Below are 18,235 nucleotides of genomic sequence, written 5' to 3'. Positions count from 1 at the left end.
ATAATCTAAGAAAACAATTTCATTCATTACGCCCCATGAAGTACTCAGACAGAATTCTCAATACGCCTTCTTCTTTCATTCGTGACATCCTGAAAGTGCTTGATGCGCCGGATATCATATCTTTTGCCGGCGGTTTGCCCAATCCGGTTTCGTTTCCGATCGATGCGTTGAAAAACGCAATTGATGAAGCTATTCGGAAAAATGGCAGCAAACTGTTTCAATATGCCACAACGGAAGGCTATCTTCCGCTTCGTGAGCTGATTGCTGAAAAGTATCGGAAGAAATTCGGTCTGGATGTCAAACCGGAGGATATTCTGATTACCAACGGGTCCCAGCAGGCACTGGAGCTGATCGGCAAGGTTCTTCTGAACAAGGGGGACAAGGTCCTGATGGAAGAGCCGGGTTATCTGGGGGCGATTCAGGCATTTTCATTGTGTGAGCCGGATTTTTTGTCAGTGACACTGGAAGAAGACGGTTTGAGCCTTGAAAAACTGGAAGAAGTCCTGAAAAACAATCCGGTCAAACTGATTTATACGGTTCCCAATTTCCAGAATCCGACCGGACTGACATATTCGATGGAAAAGAGAAAGGCGATTCGGGAACTGGTCTCGAAATACGATATCGCCCTTATCGAAGACGATCCTTATGGAGAATTGCGTTTCAGGGGAGAATCGCTTTCTTATATCGGTGCAGGGTATCTGGAAAACAGCATTTTGCTCGGTTCTTTTTCCAAGACCGTCACGCCGGGGATGCGGCTGGGATTTTTGATCACCCGAAATGCGCAGTTGATGCGTTATCTGGTGACGGCAAAACAGGGAAGCGATCTTCATACCAATATTTTCACCCAGTATGCCATCCACGAATATCTGATGAGCAATCCGTATGAGGAGCATGTCAGAAAGATCGTGGAGCTTTACAGAACACAGGCAGATTCCATGCTGGATGCCATGAACAGATACTTTCCGGAAACGGTTTCCTATACGAGACCGGAAGGAGGCATGTTTATCTGGGCGACGTTGCCTGAGGGACAGTCGGCTCTTGAGTTGTTTCCCAAAGCCATGGAACAGAAAGTGGCGTTTGTCCCCGGCGATCCTTTCTATGTTTCGAAAAGAAACGTCAATACCTTGCGTCTGAATTATACCAATGCCACTCCGGAAATCATTGCCGAAGGGATCAGGCGGCTGGGCAGTATTCTCTAAGGTGCGGGGAGTTATCAGACAAAAAACGCGAACTGGCCGTTCGCGTTTTTTGTCCGGGTTGCGGCTTCAGACCTGACTGAGCCAGTGCGCATATTTGGGTGCCTTGCCTGAAACCACATCGAAAAAGAGAGACTGTATTTTTTCTGTGACCGGTCCGCGTGAACCGATGCCGATCTGGCGGTTGTCCACTTCGCGGATCGGTGTGATTTCAGCTGCCGTTCCGCTGAAAAAGGCTTCGTCGGCACAGTAGACTTCGTCACGTGTAATACGTTTCTGGATAACTTCGATACCCAGATCATTTGCCAGTGTAATGACCGAATCGCGGGTGATGCCGTCCAGACAGCTGGCCAGATCGGGAGTATAGAGTTTGCCGTTCTTGACGATGAATACATTTTCGCCGGAACCTTCGGAAACGAATCCTTCCGTGTCGAGCAGCAGCGCTTCATCGTAACCGCAGGTCGTCGCTTCCTGGTTGGCCAGGATGGAATTGATGTAATAGCCGGATGCCTTGGCACGGACCAGCGATACATTGACGTGATGACGGCTGAAGGAGGATATCTTGACCCGGATGCCTTTGCTGATACCGTCTTCTCCCAGATAGGCACCCCATGGCCATGCGGCAATGGCCGTATGGATGGTATTGTTTTTTGCCGATACGCCGAGCGCTTCCGAGCCGACCCAGATGATGGGGCGGATGTAACCGGATTCCAGATGGTTTTCTCGAATGACCTGTTTCTGGGCTTTCATGAGTGTATCCATGTCATACGGAACATTCATCTGGAAGATCTTGGCGGAATTCAGAAGTCTTTTCGTATGTTCGAAAAGACGGAAAATGGCTGTTCCCTTTTCCGTTTTGTAGGCCCGCACCCCTTCGAATACCGACATGCCGTAATGCAAAGAGTGTGTCAATACATGGATTTTTGCACTGCGCCAGTCGATCAGTTTTCCGTCCTGCCAGATTTTTCCATCACGGTCGTCCATCGGTGACATGAGATTTCTCCTGAATTCCAGTCAAAAATTTCATTTTAATCGAATAACTGTCCGGAACAATCAATTTGTGAATTTCAGACAATGGCAGTGTGACTTTTTTGGTGATGGGCCGGGAAAATCGATAGAGCTCAAAATGGCTTTTCATGGACGGCGTACGGTAAAATAATATTATTTTTTCATACTCAATGACAACACTGCCATGCAATCCGATTCTTCATACAAACGTTTGACAGACCTGGCGGATAAAGGCGAGCTTCAGGGAAAACGCGTTTTTATCCGTTCCGATTTGAATGTTCCACGTGATGCCAGCGGCAATATTACGGAAGATACCCGTATCCGTGCATCGATCCCGGCTATTTCCGATGCCATAAAAGGTGGGGCGGCTGTGATGGTGACATCCCATCTCGGCCGGCCGAAAGAAGGTGTCTTTGATCCACAAGAATCCCTTGCGCCAGTTGCAAAGCGTATGGCTGAGTTATTGGGGCAGCCTGTCGAACTCAGACGGGACTGGATCGATGGTGTCGATGTGAAACCCGGTCAGGTCGTTTTGCTGGAGAATGCCCGCTTCAATGTGGGGGAAAAGAAAAACAGCGATGAACTGGCCAGAAAAATGGCAGCCTTGTGCGATGTATATGTCAACGATGCGTTCGGAACGGCGCACCGTGCGGAAGCGACGACGTATGGCATGGCGAAATTCGCTCCGGTTGCCTGTGCCGGCCCCTTGCTGGCGGCAGAACTCGATGCCTTGTCAAGAGCGATGGGCAATCCCGATCGTCCCATGATGGCGATTGTCGGGGGGGCCAAGGTATCGGGAAAACTGGAAGTTTTAAGAAAGCTTGCGGACAAGGTGGATAACCTGATTGTCGGAGGCGGTATTGCCAATACGTTTCTGCTGGCTGCCGGTTATCCCGTCGGACGTTCGCTCATTGAAGAGGATCTTGTCGGTGAGGCCAGATCCATTATGACGCTGATGGCGGACAGGAAAGCATCGGTTCCCCTGCCGGTTGATGTCGTCTGTGCGAAGGAATTCGCGGCCAGTGCACCGGCTGCGGTCAAGAAAGTAGCCGATGTCGAACCGGATGACATGATTCTGGATATCGGTCCGGAAACAGCGAAGAATTATGCCGGCCTGATTTCGAAGGCAGGCACAATAGTCTGGAACGGGCCGGTCGGTGTTTTTGAATTCGACCAGTTCGGCGGAGGAACGAAAACGGTAGCGGAAGCGATTGCCGATTCCGGTGCCTATTCTCTTGCCGGAGGAGGGGATACGCTGGCCGCTATCGCGAAATATGGTATTGCCGACAAGATCGGTTATATCTCCACCGGAGGAGGGGCTTTCCTCGAATTTCTGGAAGGAAAAACATTGCCCGCAGTTGAAATTCTGATGCAACGGGCCAGTTAAACACATTCAAGGAGAAACAGATGTCAATTGTATCCATGCGACAATTGCTGGATCATGCCGCTGAAAACGGTTATGGGTTGCCTGCGTTCAACGTCAACAATCTGGAACAGGTTCAGGCCATTATGGAAGCGGCTTCAGAGGTGGATTCACCAGTGATTATGCAGGCCTCTGCCGGTGCGAGACGCTATGCGGGAGAGCCTTTTCTCCGTCATTTGATCGAGGCGGCAGTCGAGGCGTATCCGGAGATTCCCGTTGTCATGCATCAGGATCATGGCCAGTCTCCGGCGGTTTGCATGACGGCCATCCGTTCCGGTTTCAGTTCTGTCATGATGGATGGTTCTCTTATGCCGGATGGAAAAACGGCGGCCACTTATGAATACAATCTGGATGTAACGAAAGAAGTGGTCAGGTTTTCGCATGCGGTAGGTATCACGGTGGAAGCGGAACTGGGTGTTCTGGGATCGCTTGAAACGATGAAAGCCGACAAGGAAGACGGTATCGGTGCGGAAGGAACCATGACACGGGAGCAGCTTTTGACCAATCCGGATCAGGCCGTCGATTTCGTCAGGGAAACCCAGTGCGATGCTCTGGCGATTGCTATCGGAACTTCTCATGGCGCCTACAAGTTCACTCGCAAGCCGACGGGAGATATTCTGGCGATTGACCGTCTGAAAGAAATTCATGCCCGGCTTCCCAACACGCATCTCGTCATGCACGGTTCTTCCTCGGTTCCGCAGGAATTGCTGGCGATCATTCGTGAGTTCGGCGGTGATATCCGTGAAACGTATGGCGTTCCGGTTGAGGAATTGCAGGAAAGTATCAAGTTCGGTGTAAGGAAGATCAATATCGATACGGATATCCGTCTTGCGATGACTGCCGCCATTCGCCGTTATCTGGCACAAAATCCTTCCCGTTTCGATCCTCGCGAGTATTTGAAAGCGGCAAAGGAAGAGGCGAAAAAGATGTGCATGTCACGTTATATCGCGTTTGGCAGTGCGGGACAGGCATCGAAAATCAAGCCGGTTCCACTGGAAAAGATGGCCGAAAGATATAAAAAAGGCGAACTCGCCCAAATCGTGAAATAATATCGTTTTTTCAAAAAAAGTTGCACAATATGCAGGTGCGGCCGGAAGCGGTCGCACCTGTGCTGTTTTGATGGTTGTGTTTGATGATTGAGCAAAAAATGGCAGAAAACAAGAATGATGAAAAACTGATCGGGATTGTGATGGGATCCACTTCCGACTGGGATGTAATGAAAGAAGCGGCAAAGGTATGTCGGGATTTCGGCATTTCATTCGATGCCCGCGCCCTGTCGGCCCATCGTACACCTGATGAGCTGGGGGAATGGATCTCGGGAATGGAAAAGCGTGGATGCAAGGCTTTCATTGCGGGAGCAGGCGGTGCGGCCCATCTTGCCGGTGTGGTCGCTTCACATACCATTCTGCCGACGTTCGGCGTACCGATTCCTTCCAAATATATGAAGGGGCTGGATTCATTGCTGGCGACGGTTCAAATGCCGAGAGGGATACCGGTTTCCACACTGGCTATCGGTGAAGCGGGAGCCGCCAATGCCGCTCTGGCAGCTATTTCCATGCTGGCGATAAATAACGATGATCTGAAGAAAAAACTGATCGAATTCCGTGTAAAACAATCGGAGAAAGTCCGCAAGGCAACCTTGCCGGAACTGGATTAACGGGAGTGTTTCAATGCCGGGTTTAATGAAAACCAATATCAAATCCCTTCCTTTTCTGCACAGGGGGAAAGTCAGGGATATTTATGCGGTTGGCGATGACAAGATGCTGGTCGTGCAGACTGACCGGTTGTCTGCTTTTGATGTGATTATGGAAGATCCCATTCCGGGGAAAGGCAGGATTCTGACCGCCATGTCGAATTTCTGGTTCAAAAAGTTCGGAAAACTCATGCCCAATCACATGACGGATATCGATCCTGAGTCACTGGTCGCTCCGGAAGAACGCGAACAGGTCAGAGGCCGGGCGATCGTCGTCAGAAAATTCAAGCCTTTGCCTATCGAGGCGATAGTCCGTGGGTATATTATCGGAACGGGCTGGAAAGATTATCAGAAAACCGGGGCTGTTTGCGGTATCAAGTTGCCGGAAGGTCTGAAAGAGGCGCAAAAACTTCCGGAAGTGATTTTCACGCCTTCCACCAAGGCTGCTGTCGGTGAACATGACCAGAATATTTCGTTTGAAAAGATGAAAGAGATCGTGGGAGCCGATGTTGCCGAAAAAGTACGTGATCTGGCCGTTACCCTGTATAAGGAAGCGGCCGGTTTCGCTGCGACGAAAGGCATTCTGATTGCTGATACCAAATTCGAATTCGGTATTGATGAGAACCGGAACGTCTATTTGATCGATGAAATCCTCACGCCGGATTCCTCGCGTTTCTGGCCTGCGGCCAGTTATGAAGTCGGTATATCGCCTCCGTCATTCGACAAGCAATATGTTCGCGACTGGCTGGAAACCCAGCCGTGGGACAAAAAAGCGCCTGCTCCCCGCCTGCCTGAAGAAGTCGCCCGGAAAACGACGGAAAAATACAATGAAGCGCTACGTCTTTTGACTGCATAGCATAATGGATAATTCAGACGATATTCTGGCGGCAGCACGGATTCTCGAGGCAGGACGTCTGGTTGCCTTTCCGACGGAAACGGTGTATGGATTGGGCGGGGATGCAGAAAATCCTTCAGCGGTTGCGGCGATTTATGCATTGAAAAACCGGCCGTCCGGTCATCCTCTTATCGTGCATGTCGCACCCGGGGCGGATATCGGCTACTGGTCCAGTCATATCCCTGAAGAAGCCAGGAAACTGATGGATGTTTTCTGGCCCGGTCCGCTGACTCTGATTCTCAAACGGGCATCCCGTATCCCTCCTGATGTAGCGGGAGGACAGGATTCGATTGGACTGAGATGTCCGTCCCATCCGGTCGCACAGGCCTTGCTGCGTGTTTTCAGGCATGGAAGAGGCGGTATTGCGGCACCATCGGCCAACCGCTTCGGTCATGTCAGTCCAACGACAGCGCGGCATGTCCGGGATGAGTTCGGCGAAGACGAGCGTTTGGGGGCCATTCTGGATGGCGGGCAAAGTGAAGTCGGGATTGAGTCGACTATTCTCGATCTTTCTCGTATGGAATCTGTCGGGCCGGTTCTGCTTCGTCCCGGCAAGATCGGTTCGCAACAGATTGCAGATGTGATCGGCGCATTACCCATTGCACCCGATCGCAATGCACCGCGTGCTTCCGGAACACTGGCGTCCCATTATGCGCCGGATATACCGGTTGCACTTGTACCGACGGACAAGTTGTTGCCGACACTTGTCAGGCTGGAAAACAGGGGATGTCAGGTTGCGTTACTGCATTTTTCTTCATTGCCTGCAGAACGGAAAATGGCTTTGAAGGAAGAAATCGGATTGTTTTGTGTATCTGAAGTATATGCTCATCAGCTATATGCTTCATTGCGGAAACTGGACAAATCTGGTGCTGATGTCATTGTCATAGAGGCAACTCCTGATACAGATGTCTGGAAAGGCGTGAACGACAGACTGGTGCGTGCGGCTTGTAATGGTCAGGGTATCATCGAACGATTGCTCGAATCGTCTTGAAATGAATGGCACCATTTTGCCAAGGCGGTTTTGCTCCGGTGAAACGGTAAAAACATTTCTGAACCATGCGAATCAGGTCATGACAGGTTATCTGCTGTATTTCGAAGGTTCAAATGTCAGAACGAAAATGAGATTTGCATTATGACTTGTACGGCTGCTCGGTCAGAACAGATTTTTTCCGACCTGCATGTTCCCGGGATACCTATGTAAATCAGGTCACATCCATTTTTTCTTCACAGAGAATATGATTGCCGTGCAAGTGAACTGGAAATATCGGTCTGCTCTGTCAGGGAGACTCGGGATCTTTCGCCAGCCAATCGGTTTGGCCTCATGAAGAATTTATTCATCGTTTCTCCGGCCACTTTTGCATATTCTTCGTCGGTCCGGTGATTGTCTGTTGGAGAGAACCGGAAATGGTAGTTTGATTTTCACCAGCGACAAAAATACAAGTTGTTTCGGCATCCATTATTTGCGAGTTTGATGTCTTCCTGTTGTCGGGGATATCAATATGGAGTTGTCAGTCGGAACAATGTATCTTTTTGAACATGATATTGTTCCCGGATAATCTGTTGTTGGACTCCGGGTGGCCGTTACAAGCTGTATTGTTACTGGTAAGTTTTCAGGCGGGAAATATGTACCGGACTGTCAATGGCGATTCTTGTTTTTGCTTTTACAGGAAAACGGTTCGTATCGGGAACGTGGACAAGATTGCACCAAGTCGCAAACGGGGCGAGAATGTCCGCCCGGTCCATAAAGGGGACGTTCAGGAAGAAAAGGAAGCAGCCGGTTCCTTGCACTAATCCCGGGAAGCACACTATCAATATGTGGTGTCGGGACAATATCGAAAAATGTTTTTGTCGAATATCTGTCAACAAAACAGGCTATCCGGAACAGGCAAGCGGAAGGTTGGAAACTGGTGAAAACAACCGTTTCGCCGGTATGGAACATAACGGCGAAACGGCATACGGAACAATTATACTTCCGGGAAATAATCAGTGTATTTTGGCAGCTGATCTTTCTGTACCTTGTAGACCAGTACAGGGATCGGGCTGGACGCAATGACCTTGGCAGCAATACTGCCCAGCAGCACCTTTTCCCAGCCGGTATTACCACGCGAGGCCATGAAAATCAGATCGCATCCATTTTTTTCGGCTGCTGCCAGAATGGAAGCCGAAGGCGATTTGGAAATATCAGTTTCCTCGCTGAACTTGACACCGGCATCCGAAGCGGCCTGGAGGACAGGAGCCATGATTGCCTTGGATGTTTCGGCAACGATCTGTTTGTATTCGCTGTCGGTTGGCCAGTGAACTTCCTGTTTGGCATGAGGGGAGAAAGCAAAGGTAGTCGCCTGGTTTTCACCGGCAACATAAACGCATATCACTTCAGCGCCCACCCTTTTTGCATAGTCAATACCTTCCAGTGCTGCCTGGGTTGCCAAGGCGGAACCATCGGTAGGGATGAGTATTTTCTTGAACATGATTTTTCTCCCTGAGTAGTCAATATAAAACAGAACAACCATTAAATAGGTATGTTCCGCACGAACATTATTTTACAAACTGTATTGAACAAGCATGTGTTCTTTCATTCTTATGTCTTTTGTATTTACCGTCAATTCGAAATAAACTGATATATACTTCAATTTTTATATATAAATCAAAAAACTTTTTAAAAACAGTTTATTATTCTTGCTGAATGTATCTCTTTGTAAACCTGCTGTTCCTGATTAGTTGGAGATCTGTCATATGAGACTTGAAAAAGCGACTCTTGGAGGGGGATGTTTCTGGTGTCTGGAGGCTGTATTCCAGCAGTTGAAAGGGGTAACAGATGTTGTGTCCGGGTATGCGGGAGGCCATGTCGAGAATCCTTCCTATCGGCAGGTCTGTGAAGGGACGACGGGCCATGCGGAAGTGGTTCAAATCACATTCGATGCGGATATCATTGGTTATGCGGATATATTGAATGTCTTTTTTGCCATTCATGATCCGACAACGCCGAATCAGCAGGGAAACGATATAGGGCCACAGTACAGATCCATTATTTTTTACCATTCACCGGAACAGGAAAAAATTGCCAGAGAAATCATGGTTGCAATGGAGAAAGTCTGGACAGCGCCTCTGGTAACGGAACTTGTCCCGTTTTCGGGTTTTTATCCGGCTGAATATTACCACAAGGATTTTTACCGCCAGAATCCGGAGCAGGGATATTGTGCTTATGTGATTGAGCCCAAAGTGGCCAAATTCAGGGAAATGTTTATGGATCAGCTGAAAGAAGACGTCAGATAAAATGCAATGCCCGGGTTTTCCGGGCATTGCGGAATCGGACGACGGGTTATTGTCAGTCTTTTTTCTCGTATATGTAGTTTCTGGACATGGGCAGCAAGGGAGAAGTACGGCCAGACTTGATGCAAACAACCTGGAAGATGGCAACACGATCAAGTGCAAAAGCGTATGAGCAGCCTGCCAGATAGACACGCCATATACGATAGCGTTTTTCGTCAGTCAGCTGTTTGATGGCAGAAGTCGCCTTTTCGAAATTTTCTGCCCAGATACCACAGGTTTTGGCGTAGTGATGACGCAGGTTTTCGATATCGAGCGCTTCCAGTCCGGCTTCCTGCATGTTTTTGAGTACAAGTCCGATGTGGGGCAGTTCGCCATTCGGGAAAACATATTTTTCAATGAATTCGCCGCCTCCGAAAGGAGTTTCGCCGCTATCGGGATCACAGCTGGTGATACCATGATTCATTGCGATCCCGTCATCCTTGAGGAGTCTGTTGATGATCTTGAAATAATCGACGAGATAGCGAAGACCGACATGTTCGAACATGCCGACGCTGGTGATCCGGTCGAACTGTCCGGTTACATCCCGGTAATCCTGGATGCGGATATCGATTTTGTCTTCCAGACCTTTTTCCCTGACGCGCTGGCGTGCCAGTTCATACTGGTTTTTGGAAAGAGTGATACCGACGACACTGGCACCGAATTTTTCCGCCGCCCTGATGGCGAGCGCTCCCCAACCGCAACCGATGTCCAGTAACCGGTCACCCGGACGCACCCGGATTTTTGTCAGGATATGATCGATTTTCTTGATTTGTGCCGTGGCAAGATCCTCATCACCGTTCTCGAAATAACCACAGGAATAAACCATATTGGGATCAAGCCACTGTTGGTAAAATTCGTTGGATACGTCATAGTGATAGCCAATGGATTCGGCATCGATCTTGCGGTTGTGACGGCCTCCAAAATAATGTCTGAATTTGGCGGCTGTCGTCGAGGCTGGAGTATCGAACATGTCAGCCAGGGAGTTGCCCATCGTGATCATGTCGTTCAATGTGCCCTGTACTTCTATTTTGCCTTCGACGTAAGCAGTACCCAGATTGTCCAGGGTGGGTTTCAGAAGATAGCTCAGGGATGCCAGTTCAGGTATTCTGATAACGACTTTCGGGTCTTCATTTGGATTGAGGTCGTATTTTTGTCCGGTCCAGAGTTCCAGACGCAGTGGCAATGGTGACGTTTTACGGATGTCGTTGACCCAGTTTTCCAGTTTCTTTTCCCAGAACACAGTTATCCCTCCTTAAGATGGTTTAATCTGAAAATTCCTTCGTGTGCCTGTTCGGAGTGCCGACAAAAGACACGTTATTATTGCGCTAGATTTTAAATCAGTTTGTTTCTCTCTGTAAGACGTCTTCTCTATTATGTTGGAAAATAGGGAGGATGAAATCGTTAATATGAATTTGCTTGCATATTCAGAAAAAATTGATAATACAAGCGCCCAGCCCGTTTCATGAAGTCCCTGTACTTTCTGAAAGATAACCGTATGATTGGCGTTTTCAGGCTTATCCCGTTTTCGCCGATAAACGTTGAAAGCGTTGGCGGGTACCTGTTTGTTCGATAAACTGATATTTCGCCACCCGGTTTTGCGCAGTACACTGAAAAGGATGGTACACGATCTCTTTGACAGAGTCGATTCAGCCGTTTGCTGAAGAACAGGTATTTTCTGCAATATGGTTTGCTTTTTCTGGCTTGATGACAAAAGAAACAAGATTTCCAATGACAGATTATTCAGACATGTCTGTCCGGTTTGCCGGATCGGTCAGGCTGTTCGGTACAGATGGATTCAATCGTTTAAAACAGGCTCATGTCGGCGTGATCGGTGTCGGTGGTGTCGGGTCATGGGCAGTGGAGACGTTGGCCAGAAGCGGTATCGGGCGTTTGACACTGATTGATGGTGATGTCGTCGTCGAGTCCAATATAAACAGGCAGCTTCAGGCACTAAGCGATACATTGGGCAAGGCGAAAGTATCGGTGCTGGCTGAGCGGATTGCAGGAATAAACCCATTATGCAAGGTCGATGCGGTCCGGCTTTTTCTGACATCCGGAAATATTGACGAACTGGTAGGAAAAAACAGATTCGATTTTGTTATTGATGCCATTGACAGCGTCAAGGACAAGGCCGCGCTTATCGCTTATTGCCGGGATCATGCCATACCGTTGATTACTGTCGGAAGTGCGGGAGGACAGCTTGATCCGACACGAATCGATATATGCGATTTGTCCAGAACGCAACAGGAACCTTTACTGGCAAAAGTGCGCAAGCGTTTGCGTTCACAGTATGGTTTCACCCGCAATCCCAAAAACAAGTTCGGTATTGATGCCGTTTATTCACTTGAACCGGTACGGTATCCTGGTTCAGGGGACGATAACGAACGAAGTTCCGGAGTGATTGCAGGACTGAATCCTGCCGGATTCGGAACGACCATGGCTGTCACAGCCAGTTTCGGACTGGCCGCCGCATCTTATGTATTGAAGCGTATTGCGGCGGTTTAAGGATAAGAGGTCGGTTATCCGAAAGGCGCTGCGTTGCGCTGGCGATTTCCCTGAAAGTTCCGGGAAGTATTTTTACTCTTTTGGCCAGGAAAATGAAATGACAGGCAATGAAAAAGGCGTAAAAATCCGGGATTTTTCACAGGTTGTCTGTGTATGAGGGAATCGGAAAGCCGTTGCATCATCACTTGGGCGGATGGAATGGGAATAATTGACAAAAGGAAGAGCCCTATTCATTGTTTTCGCATTCGCATTTTATGCCTGTTTCCTGTGAACAGGCGAAATGTTCTTTTCAATGTGGGACGCTGGCAGCAATTTCGTGCAGGATATGATACCCCGGGTGTCCGCCGGGTTCGGGGTTCAGGACGGATTGCATCAGGGCAAAACGGTTGACTTGCCATATTATCGGGGCATTGATTTTTATGTCCGGTAAAACCGATTGCCGGGCCAGAGTGATGTGAGGCCGGAATGTTTCCTTTTTGTTTTCGATGTAGGCGGGAATCAGGAATTGCCGTGTCGTTTCATGCAGTTTGTCCAGTGCTTCCGGAATTCTGGTCGGACCGATCCAGCTCAGGCGGATTTTCGGAAAATAACCGGTTTTGTCCAGTGACAGACGGAAAGGCGCAAATTCAGTATGATCCAGAAAATCTGTCAGTCCGGAGATGGCGGAAACAGGCTGATTTCCCAGAAAAGCGAGTGTCAGGTGCAGATTTTCCCGTGGTGTTTTGCGGCCCGGGATGTCTTTTTGCAGTCTGGCCAGTTGCTCGACGACTGTTTGATCCGGCAACAGTGCAAGAAAGAGCCGTTTCGTTTTCTGACGTTTTTTGGGTATGGGTGAATCAGTCATTTTGTGTTATATGAAGCAATTTGATGGAATGGGTTCAAGCCGGGATCAGGGGTGTCAAGGCAGTATCCATAAAAAAGGGAAGATGTCACAAACCTTTTGGCGTGTCCAGATTCAGAAACCGTATCGATGAAATGTTTCTGCAACTGGATTTATTTGATGTGATGAACAAAAAACGACAAACCACAAATATCCGGACTGTTTCCGGAAGGGCAACAAGATTTTGTCAACACGATTTGTGAGCGGCGTCTTTTGCGGAAATGGCACAGTATGAATAGTTTTACTGGCTGTTTTACGGTTTTCTGAAAAAGCGGTTTTGTTTCGTTTTTTGTGAAAGTCGGGACAGGCCAAAACCTGATAATGAAAGTCCATCAAGGTGTTTTGTCCGGTGTTTGTTCAATGTGTTTCCAGGCCTGCTTTTCGGTTCTTCTCAACAGAATGCTCATTCCAACCGAAAGAATGACCAGACTGATGCAATTGCTGAACCAGAAACCGGATGAGCCTGTGATCCTTGATGGTATCAGGGAGGGAACGAGCCCGAAAGCGAATGTGTAACCGCATCCGAGTCCTATGCACCAGAGTGTCAGGACATACAGAAGCGTCGGGGCCAGAACGACTTTGTAGGCACGAAGGACGTAAGACGATGTAACCTGAATGGCATCGAAAAAAAGCAGACTGCACAAAAAAAGGAAAAGAGGCGATGCATTGGCGGCTACGATTGCACTGGCGGTATATAACCGGATAATCCGGTCTTTTGCCAGCCAGACTGTAACGGCTACGATGATCGCCAGAATGGCCGACAAACGTATTCCGGATGAGGAAATATCACGTGCCCGGTCAGGCTGTCTTGCACCGATCGATTGGGCGACCAATGTACCGGTTGCGCTCGCGAGAGACAAGGGCAACATGTAAAGAACACCTGAAAAATTCGCGACGATTTGATGTCCTGCCACAGCATTGACGCCAAGCCGTGCAATGAACAGTGCCATGAATGTGAACGAGGTGACCTCGATGAAATAGTTGAGCCCGATGGGTATTCCCAGCGCAAACAATGCTTTCAGGGACTTCCAGTGCGGTCCGGTGATACCGTTACCGAAAAGGTGGAGTATTTTGTAAAAAGGATTGAAGCGCAGAATCAGCCAGCCGATGGTGAGCTCGAGCCAGACGATGACAAATGTGGCGAGTGCGCAGCCAGGGCCGCCAAATTCCGGAATACCCATTCCGCCGAATATGAACAGCGTGTTCAGAGGTATTTTCAGCAAAAGACCGGTGACCTGGATTGCCATGACCATTTTCGGACGTGCCATGGCATTATTCAGGGTATTGTAGACAAGGAAATTCAGGGATGCCGGCAAGGAAAAAGCCAGAATGCGAAGGTAATGCGTCGCTTTTTCCGTTACTTCAGGAGAGGCATCGGCAATTGCAAGAAGAGGTTGGGGAAAACATAACAGACCGGAACCCGCCAGAGACAGGAAAATGGCGAGCCACACCCCCTGTCGGGCTTCCTTTCCCATTTCGCTGAATTTGCCGGCACCGTACAATTGGCCGAAAGTCGGTGCCAGCGATTGCATGACACCATTCAGGGCGACATAAACGCTGATGTAAACGGAAGCTCCGACTGCCAGGGCACCCAGATCTGTTACCGAGTAACGGGAAACCATGGCCGTGTCCAGAACCGGGTTGGCGATGGCGGCCAGTTGACCGATCCAGATGGGCAATGCCAGACGGATGATATCGACAGTATGATGAGTGGATCGCCGGGCCGTTTTCACTCTGCGGATTTGTAGAGACGGAAACGTTCGCCACGATCACTCGGGCGGTGACCTTCCCAGATCAGTTTCATGTTTTTGTAGGTTCTGGGCGAGACGGGACGGTTGTATTTGGAAACACGGTCACCCAATAGCAGATAATGGCAGGGTTCCGCGTCGAAACCTTCGAAACGGAGATTCCCGAAGTATGCGAATGATGCCCTCTGGGCAGCGGAAACATTGGTGCTTATACAGCTGTTTTTGTCGGGAATGCGGGTAGCCATTTCTGTTGCAATGCCTGCATAGCTCTTGCTGTAATTGATCCATGGCAACCACAGGGTAGCCAACAGGACCCAGCACAAGATAACGCCACCGGTTGACAGAACAACGGCACGCCATAAAACGGATGGCTGGCGTGAAAGTCGCCAATATACCAGGGCGAACCAGCCTATGGTGGCGCATGCGGCGAATGCCGTGACGGGAATATTGAATTCGGGAAGAAAACCGGGGGCCAGTTTGGTGGCATTTCTGGCGATACCGGCAGGCCATCCTGTATGTCTTGCAAACCATGCCAGCCAGATAAACAGGGCGCACAAAGTCAGTGTCATGACCGAAAACCAGTCAATGGCATTGATTGCACCACGCTTCATGGTCGGAAGACCCAGTGCGGCCAGGATGGCCAGAGGGGGCAAGAATGAAAGCAGGACGGTTTCTTCTTTCTGGGGGTTGAAAAAGGCCAGAACCAGAAAAGTGGCCGTGAATAAAAGGGGGAGCAGAACATGTGCGGAACGCCACTGCCGACGCCATGCATAGATCGCCCAGCCTGCAAAAGGCCATGCAGGCCAGAAAAACCATATGCCGTTCCGGAAAAAATAGGTGATGGAGCTGAAAGTCGGCAAACCGATCTGAATGGAATTCCAGACAAGCCATGCCGGAAATGGCGAACTGTTGTATGGACGGGCCAATTTCAATACAACCCACCACAGAACGACAATGGTGAGTGTAACAGCGAACGAAACGAAAAGGTTGATAGCGTGTTTTTGCCGGGGCGGCTTGCAGAAAAGGATACCGATCAGGAAACACAGATACAACCCGCAGGGAGTGACCAGCCCATTGGTCAGCGCCAGAGCGCCAAGTGCCAGCCCGAGCAGACAGGCGTTTTTTATGGTGGGAGAATCGATATAACGGGTGCACCTGTAAAGCGCATAAGCGATCAGGGCAACAAAAAGTGCCTCGACACTGGTTTCATGGCTGTGCATCAACAGGCCGAGACAACCAAGATAAATCAGCAGCGCACCGTCGGCCAGCACACGTCCATATGCGAGCGTTTCAGGATGTCCTCCAAATGCAAGGCGCATGGGTTGCGCTTCCGTGCGCCGTCCAAGCAGGTAAGTCGTATGCCATACCGAATAGGCTCCGATCAGGAAAAAACACAGCGGGGCGATTCGTGCCGAAAGCGGTGCACCCAATATTCCGCCGAACAGCTTGATACAGATGGCTCCGATCCAGAAGGCCAGCGGGCCGGATTCCGGAACAGGAAGTCCCGAGATATTCGGCCATAACCAATCCTGCCACCCGTTTTGGGCCATGGTCCACATGACTCCGAAACCGGAAGCATCGCTGTTTTTCCAGGGATCACGTCCGATCAGTCCGGGCAGTATATAGAGCAGGCAGAGCAACAGGATTCCCCAGCGTGGCAGAGTCAGTGTCGCTGCAGCCGGCAGACGGACCGGTTTGACAGGCGGGATTAAACTGGGCTGTGTATCGGACATCGTTGAAATACGGTTTTAAATTCAGCCAGACACGGATTCGGAAAAAAAAGGCAGCCGAAGCTGCCTTTCCTGTAAACTGGAATATTAACCGGCAGAAACCTTGGAACCGACTTTGCCGAATTTCTGGCGGAACTTTTCAACACGGCCGGCCGTATCGACGATCTTGTATTTACCCGTATAAAAAGGATGGGATTCAGCTGAAACTTCAACTTTCACAAGGGGATATTCCTTGCCTTCGAACATGATGGTTTCACGTGTCGGGATCGTGGAACGGGTGATGAATTTAAAGTCGCAAGAAACGTCCTGGAACACGACTTCACGATACTCTGGATGGATGCCTTCTTTCATTTATTGCCTCTGATTGCTGGTAGCCAGCCGGCACTTCATAGGTCCTACCTGCTTCCTGACCTGATTGCCGACCACTTGCACGGTTTAAGTCAAATTGTAAGATTGAAAAAGTTTACTGAATCAGCCAAAACTTTTAAACAAGCTATTTTGCCATAAAAAGATTCATCAGCCAACTTTTTGATAATTTCTTTGTATCTGGAAAATCGTTTATTGATGATAGATACTTTGTCCGACCTCATCGATTTGCTGCCTCAATCGCATGCGTTCATCGGCTGTCATTTTTTTCCCCTTGCGATAGCGATGGCAATCGTCATCCTGAAAAGAGGTGGGCGTCATATCGTTTTGAGTATAGGCTTCACGCGTATGCTGGCGCCGCAGGGAGCGGCGCTGGGCTTTTTCCTCCTTGGTGAACGGCGTTGTTCTTGTGCCGGAGACGGAACAGTTTTGTCCGTTGCCATAAACGGGGCAAGGGGGAGCCGCAAACAGAAAATCCATCCCGGATATCAGGAGAAGAAAACCGAGCAGAAATGGTGATATAGCTTTCATGTCTTTACAATCGGTAGATACCGCTGTCAAATATCGGGATAGTGAAATATTTCTGTCTAAGTGTAGACAATAAAGGGGTAACAGGTAATAAAAAAACGTTAAAGTTTGTAACTTTGTGTAATGCTGTTTCATGAAATTTTACATTCTGGTCTAGTCTTTTTCTAACGGATTTTTTATTTTTGGACAATATCGTTATGGGTACAGAAGAAAATTTGGAAAAACCGGGACGTCAGACCAAAATTCTGGTGGTTGATGATGATGTCCGATTGAGAGATCTGCTAAGACGTTATCTTGCGGAACATGGTTTCGCTGTGACCACAGCAGAAAATGCACAAGGCATGAACCGTTTCTGGATGCGCGAACGTTTCGATTTGCTGGTACTGGACCTGATGTTGCCGGGAGAAGACGGTTTGTCCATCTGTCGCCGCTTGCGTGGCGGAGGAGACAAGACTCCGATTATCATGCTGACCGCCAAGGGGGAAGATACGGACAGGATTGTCGGACTCGAGATGGGGGCGGATGATTATTTGCCGAAGCCGTTCAATCCAAGAGAGCTGCTTGCCCGGATTTCAGCGGTTTTGAGAAGGAGGCATCCGGAGGAAATTCCCGGTTCGCCTTCCGAGACGCAGCAGGTTTTCCATTTCGGGGAGTTCCAGCTCGATTTGGGGAACCGTACGTTGAGAAAAAATGGCGAGAATGTATCGTTGACAACGGGTGAGTTTGCCGTTCTGAAAGCATTTGCGTCTCATGCAAGACAGCCTTTGTCCCGCGACAAACTCATGACGCTGGCAAAAGGGCGGGAATATGAGGTGTTTGACCGCAGTCTGGATGTCCAGATATCCCGGTTGCGCAAACTGATCGAACCCGATCCGTCCCATCCGCTTTATATCCAGACAGTATGGGGATTGGGTTATGTTTTCATTCCTGACAGGGTATCACAATAACCCTCGT

At 49.3% G+C, this 18,235-nt stretch carries 17 protein-coding genes; 9 read left to right on the top strand and 8 right to left on the bottom strand.

The features are described 5' to 3' along the window. The first annotated feature begins 35 nt into the window (after positions 1-35). Positions 36-1,199: an aminotransferase-like domain-containing protein gene (locus NB647_RS08330; protein ID WP_269282937.1), complete on the top strand. Its 1,164-nt coding sequence runs from the start codon at positions 36-38 to the stop codon at positions 1,197-1,199. Positions 1,200-1,265: 66 nt separating this feature from the next. Here the strand turns inward: NB647_RS08330 and NB647_RS08325 are convergent, their stop codons facing one another. Further along, entirely contained in the window at positions 1,266-2,189 is a 924-nt protein-coding gene (locus NB647_RS08325; protein WP_269264149.1) for a branched-chain amino acid transaminase, read from the bottom strand. A gap of 199 nt (positions 2,190-2,388) precedes the next feature. On the opposite strand from NB647_RS08325, the gene NB647_RS08320 reads away from it, so the two are divergent. From NB647_RS08320 to NB647_RS08300, 5 genes are all read left to right on the top strand, one after another. Continuing rightward, positions 2,389-3,591, top strand: a complete 1,203-nt coding sequence (locus tag NB647_RS08320; protein ID WP_269282936.1) for a phosphoglycerate kinase — start codon at positions 2,389-2,391, stop codon at positions 3,589-3,591. Positions 3,592-3,611: 20 nt separating this feature from the next. Next, positions 3,612-4,676: a class II fructose-bisphosphate aldolase gene (fba, locus tag NB647_RS08315; protein WP_269264147.1), complete on the top strand. Its 1,065-nt coding sequence runs from the start codon at positions 3,612-3,614 to the stop codon at positions 4,674-4,676. Positions 4,677-4,774: 98 nt separating this feature from the next. After that, the gene (gene purE / locus NB647_RS08310; protein ID WP_269282934.1) at positions 4,775-5,284 is read left to right on the top strand and encodes a 5-(carboxyamino)imidazole ribonucleotide mutase; all 510 of its coding nucleotides are present in this window, start codon (positions 4,775-4,777) and stop codon (positions 5,282-5,284) included. A 13-nt stretch (positions 5,285-5,297) separates the two neighbouring features. After that, positions 5,298-6,176 (top strand): phosphoribosylaminoimidazolesuccinocarboxamide synthase, encoded by an 879-nt coding sequence (locus NB647_RS08305; RefSeq protein ID WP_269264145.1) that lies wholly within the window; start codon positions 5,298-5,300, stop codon positions 6,174-6,176. Between the two features lie 4 nt (positions 6,177-6,180). Then, positions 6,181-7,206, top strand: coding sequence for an L-threonylcarbamoyladenylate synthase (locus tag NB647_RS08300; RefSeq protein ID WP_269282931.1), 1,026 nt, complete (start codon positions 6,181-6,183; stop codon positions 7,204-7,206). 973 nt (positions 7,207-8,179) lie between these two features. Here NB647_RS08300 and NB647_RS08295 read toward each other — a convergent pair. Beyond that, positions 8,180-8,683: a universal stress protein gene (locus NB647_RS08295; RefSeq protein WP_269282928.1), complete on the bottom strand. Its 504-nt coding sequence runs from the start codon at positions 8,681-8,683 to the stop codon at positions 8,180-8,182. Positions 8,684-8,948: 265 nt separating this feature from the next. On the opposite strand from NB647_RS08295, the gene msrA reads away from it, so the two are divergent. Continuing rightward, a complete protein-coding gene (gene msrA, locus NB647_RS08290; protein ID WP_269282926.1) occupies positions 8,949-9,488 on the top strand; it encodes a peptide-methionine (S)-S-oxide reductase MsrA in 540 nt (179 codons plus the stop codon). 52 nt (positions 9,489-9,540) lie between these two features. Here the strand turns inward: msrA and NB647_RS08285 are convergent, their stop codons facing one another. Then, positions 9,541-10,764 (bottom strand): SAM-dependent methyltransferase, encoded by a 1,224-nt coding sequence (locus tag NB647_RS08285; RefSeq protein ID WP_269264139.1) that lies wholly within the window; start codon positions 10,762-10,764, stop codon positions 9,541-9,543. A gap of 488 nt (positions 10,765-11,252) precedes the next feature. Between NB647_RS08285 and NB647_RS08280 the strand changes: the two genes are divergently transcribed. Then, positions 11,253-12,029: a tRNA threonylcarbamoyladenosine dehydratase gene (locus NB647_RS08280; protein WP_269264138.1), complete on the top strand. Its 777-nt coding sequence runs from the start codon at positions 11,253-11,255 to the stop codon at positions 12,027-12,029. 289 nt (positions 12,030-12,318) lie between these two features. Here NB647_RS08280 and thpR read toward each other — a convergent pair whose 3' ends face one another. From thpR to NB647_RS08255, 5 genes are all read right to left on the bottom strand, one after another. Then, a complete protein-coding gene (thpR, locus tag NB647_RS08275) occupies positions 12,319-12,873 on the bottom strand; it encodes an RNA 2',3'-cyclic phosphodiesterase (RefSeq protein ID WP_269282924.1) in 555 nt (184 codons plus the stop codon). A gap of 368 nt (positions 12,874-13,241) precedes the next feature. Continuing rightward, positions 13,242-14,642: an MATE family efflux transporter gene (locus tag NB647_RS08270; protein ID WP_269282922.1), complete on the bottom strand. Its 1,401-nt coding sequence runs from the start codon at positions 14,640-14,642 to the stop codon at positions 13,242-13,244. Next, positions 14,639-16,390 (bottom strand): ArnT family glycosyltransferase, encoded by a 1,752-nt coding sequence (locus NB647_RS08265; protein ID WP_269264135.1) that lies wholly within the window; start codon positions 16,388-16,390, stop codon positions 14,639-14,641. The genes NB647_RS08270 and NB647_RS08265 overlap by 4 nt, the downstream gene beginning before the upstream one ends. Positions 16,391-16,474: 84 nt before the next feature. Continuing rightward, the gene (locus NB647_RS08260) at positions 16,475-16,738 is read right to left on the bottom strand and encodes a type B 50S ribosomal protein L31 (RefSeq protein ID WP_269264134.1); all 264 of its coding nucleotides are present in this window, start codon (positions 16,736-16,738) and stop codon (positions 16,475-16,477) included. Positions 16,739-16,945: 207 nt separating this feature from the next. Beyond that, complete coding sequence (locus tag NB647_RS08255) at positions 16,946-17,284, bottom strand: hypothetical protein (protein ID WP_269282921.1); 339 nt, start codon at positions 17,282-17,284, stop codon at positions 16,946-16,948. 194 nt (positions 17,285-17,478) lie between these two features. Here NB647_RS08255 and ompR point away from each other — a divergent pair, with 194 nt between their 5' ends. Beyond that, positions 17,479-18,228 carry an osmolarity response regulator transcription factor OmpR gene (gene ompR, locus NB647_RS08250; RefSeq protein ID WP_269265858.1) on the top strand — a complete coding sequence of 250 codons (750 nt, stop codon included), beginning with the start codon at positions 17,479-17,481 and terminating at the stop codon, positions 18,226-18,228. Positions 18,229-18,235: the final 7 nt, after the last annotated feature.

This window comes from Oxalobacter aliiformigenes, assembly GCF_027116575.1.
GTDB lineage: Bacteria > Pseudomonadota > Gammaproteobacteria > Burkholderiales > Burkholderiaceae_D > Oxalobacter > Oxalobacter aliiformigenes.
Note: the sequence above shows the minus strand (reverse complement) of the source record. Positions and strands in the feature narration are given on the sequence as shown.

Coding starts and splice junctions, on each gene's coding strand:
- msrA (WP_269282926.1), top strand. CDS start 8,949: ATGAGACTTGAAAAAGCGACTCTTGGAGGGGGATGTTTCTGGTGTCTG.
- ompR (WP_269265858.1), top strand. CDS start 17,479: ATGGGTACAGAAGAAAATTTGGAAAAACCGGGACGTCAGACCAAAATT.
- fba (WP_269264147.1), top strand. CDS start 3,612: ATGTCAATTGTATCCATGCGACAATTGCTGGATCATGCCGCTGAAAAC.
- NB647_RS08300 (WP_269282931.1), top strand. CDS start 6,181: ATGGATAATTCAGACGATATTCTGGCGGCAGCACGGATTCTCGAGGCA.
- NB647_RS08295 (WP_269282928.1), bottom strand. CDS start 8,683: ATGTTCAAGAAAATACTCATCCCTACCGATGGTTCCGCCTTGGCAACC.
- NB647_RS08320 (WP_269282936.1), top strand. CDS start 2,389: ATGCAATCCGATTCTTCATACAAACGTTTGACAGACCTGGCGGATAAA.
- NB647_RS08260 (WP_269264134.1), bottom strand. CDS start 16,738: ATGAAAGAAGGCATCCATCCAGAGTATCGTGAAGTCGTGTTCCAGGAC.
- thpR (WP_269282924.1), bottom strand. CDS start 12,873: ATGACTGATTCACCCATACCCAAAAAACGTCAGAAAACGAAACGGCTC.
- NB647_RS08325 (WP_269264149.1), bottom strand. CDS start 2,189: ATGTCACCGATGGACGACCGTGATGGAAAAATCTGGCAGGACGGAAAA.
- NB647_RS08255 (WP_269282921.1), bottom strand. CDS start 17,284: ATGAAAGCTATATCACCATTTCTGCTCGGTTTTCTTCTCCTGATATCC.
- NB647_RS08330 (WP_269282937.1), top strand. CDS start 36: ATGAAGTACTCAGACAGAATTCTCAATACGCCTTCTTCTTTCATTCGT.
- NB647_RS08280 (WP_269264138.1), top strand. CDS start 11,253: ATGACAGATTATTCAGACATGTCTGTCCGGTTTGCCGGATCGGTCAGG.
- NB647_RS08305 (WP_269264145.1), top strand. CDS start 5,298: ATGCCGGGTTTAATGAAAACCAATATCAAATCCCTTCCTTTTCTGCAC.
- purE (WP_269282934.1), top strand. CDS start 4,775: ATGGCAGAAAACAAGAATGATGAAAAACTGATCGGGATTGTGATGGGA.
- NB647_RS08265 (WP_269264135.1), bottom strand. CDS start 16,390: ATGTCCGATACACAGCCCAGTTTAATCCCGCCTGTCAAACCGGTCCGT.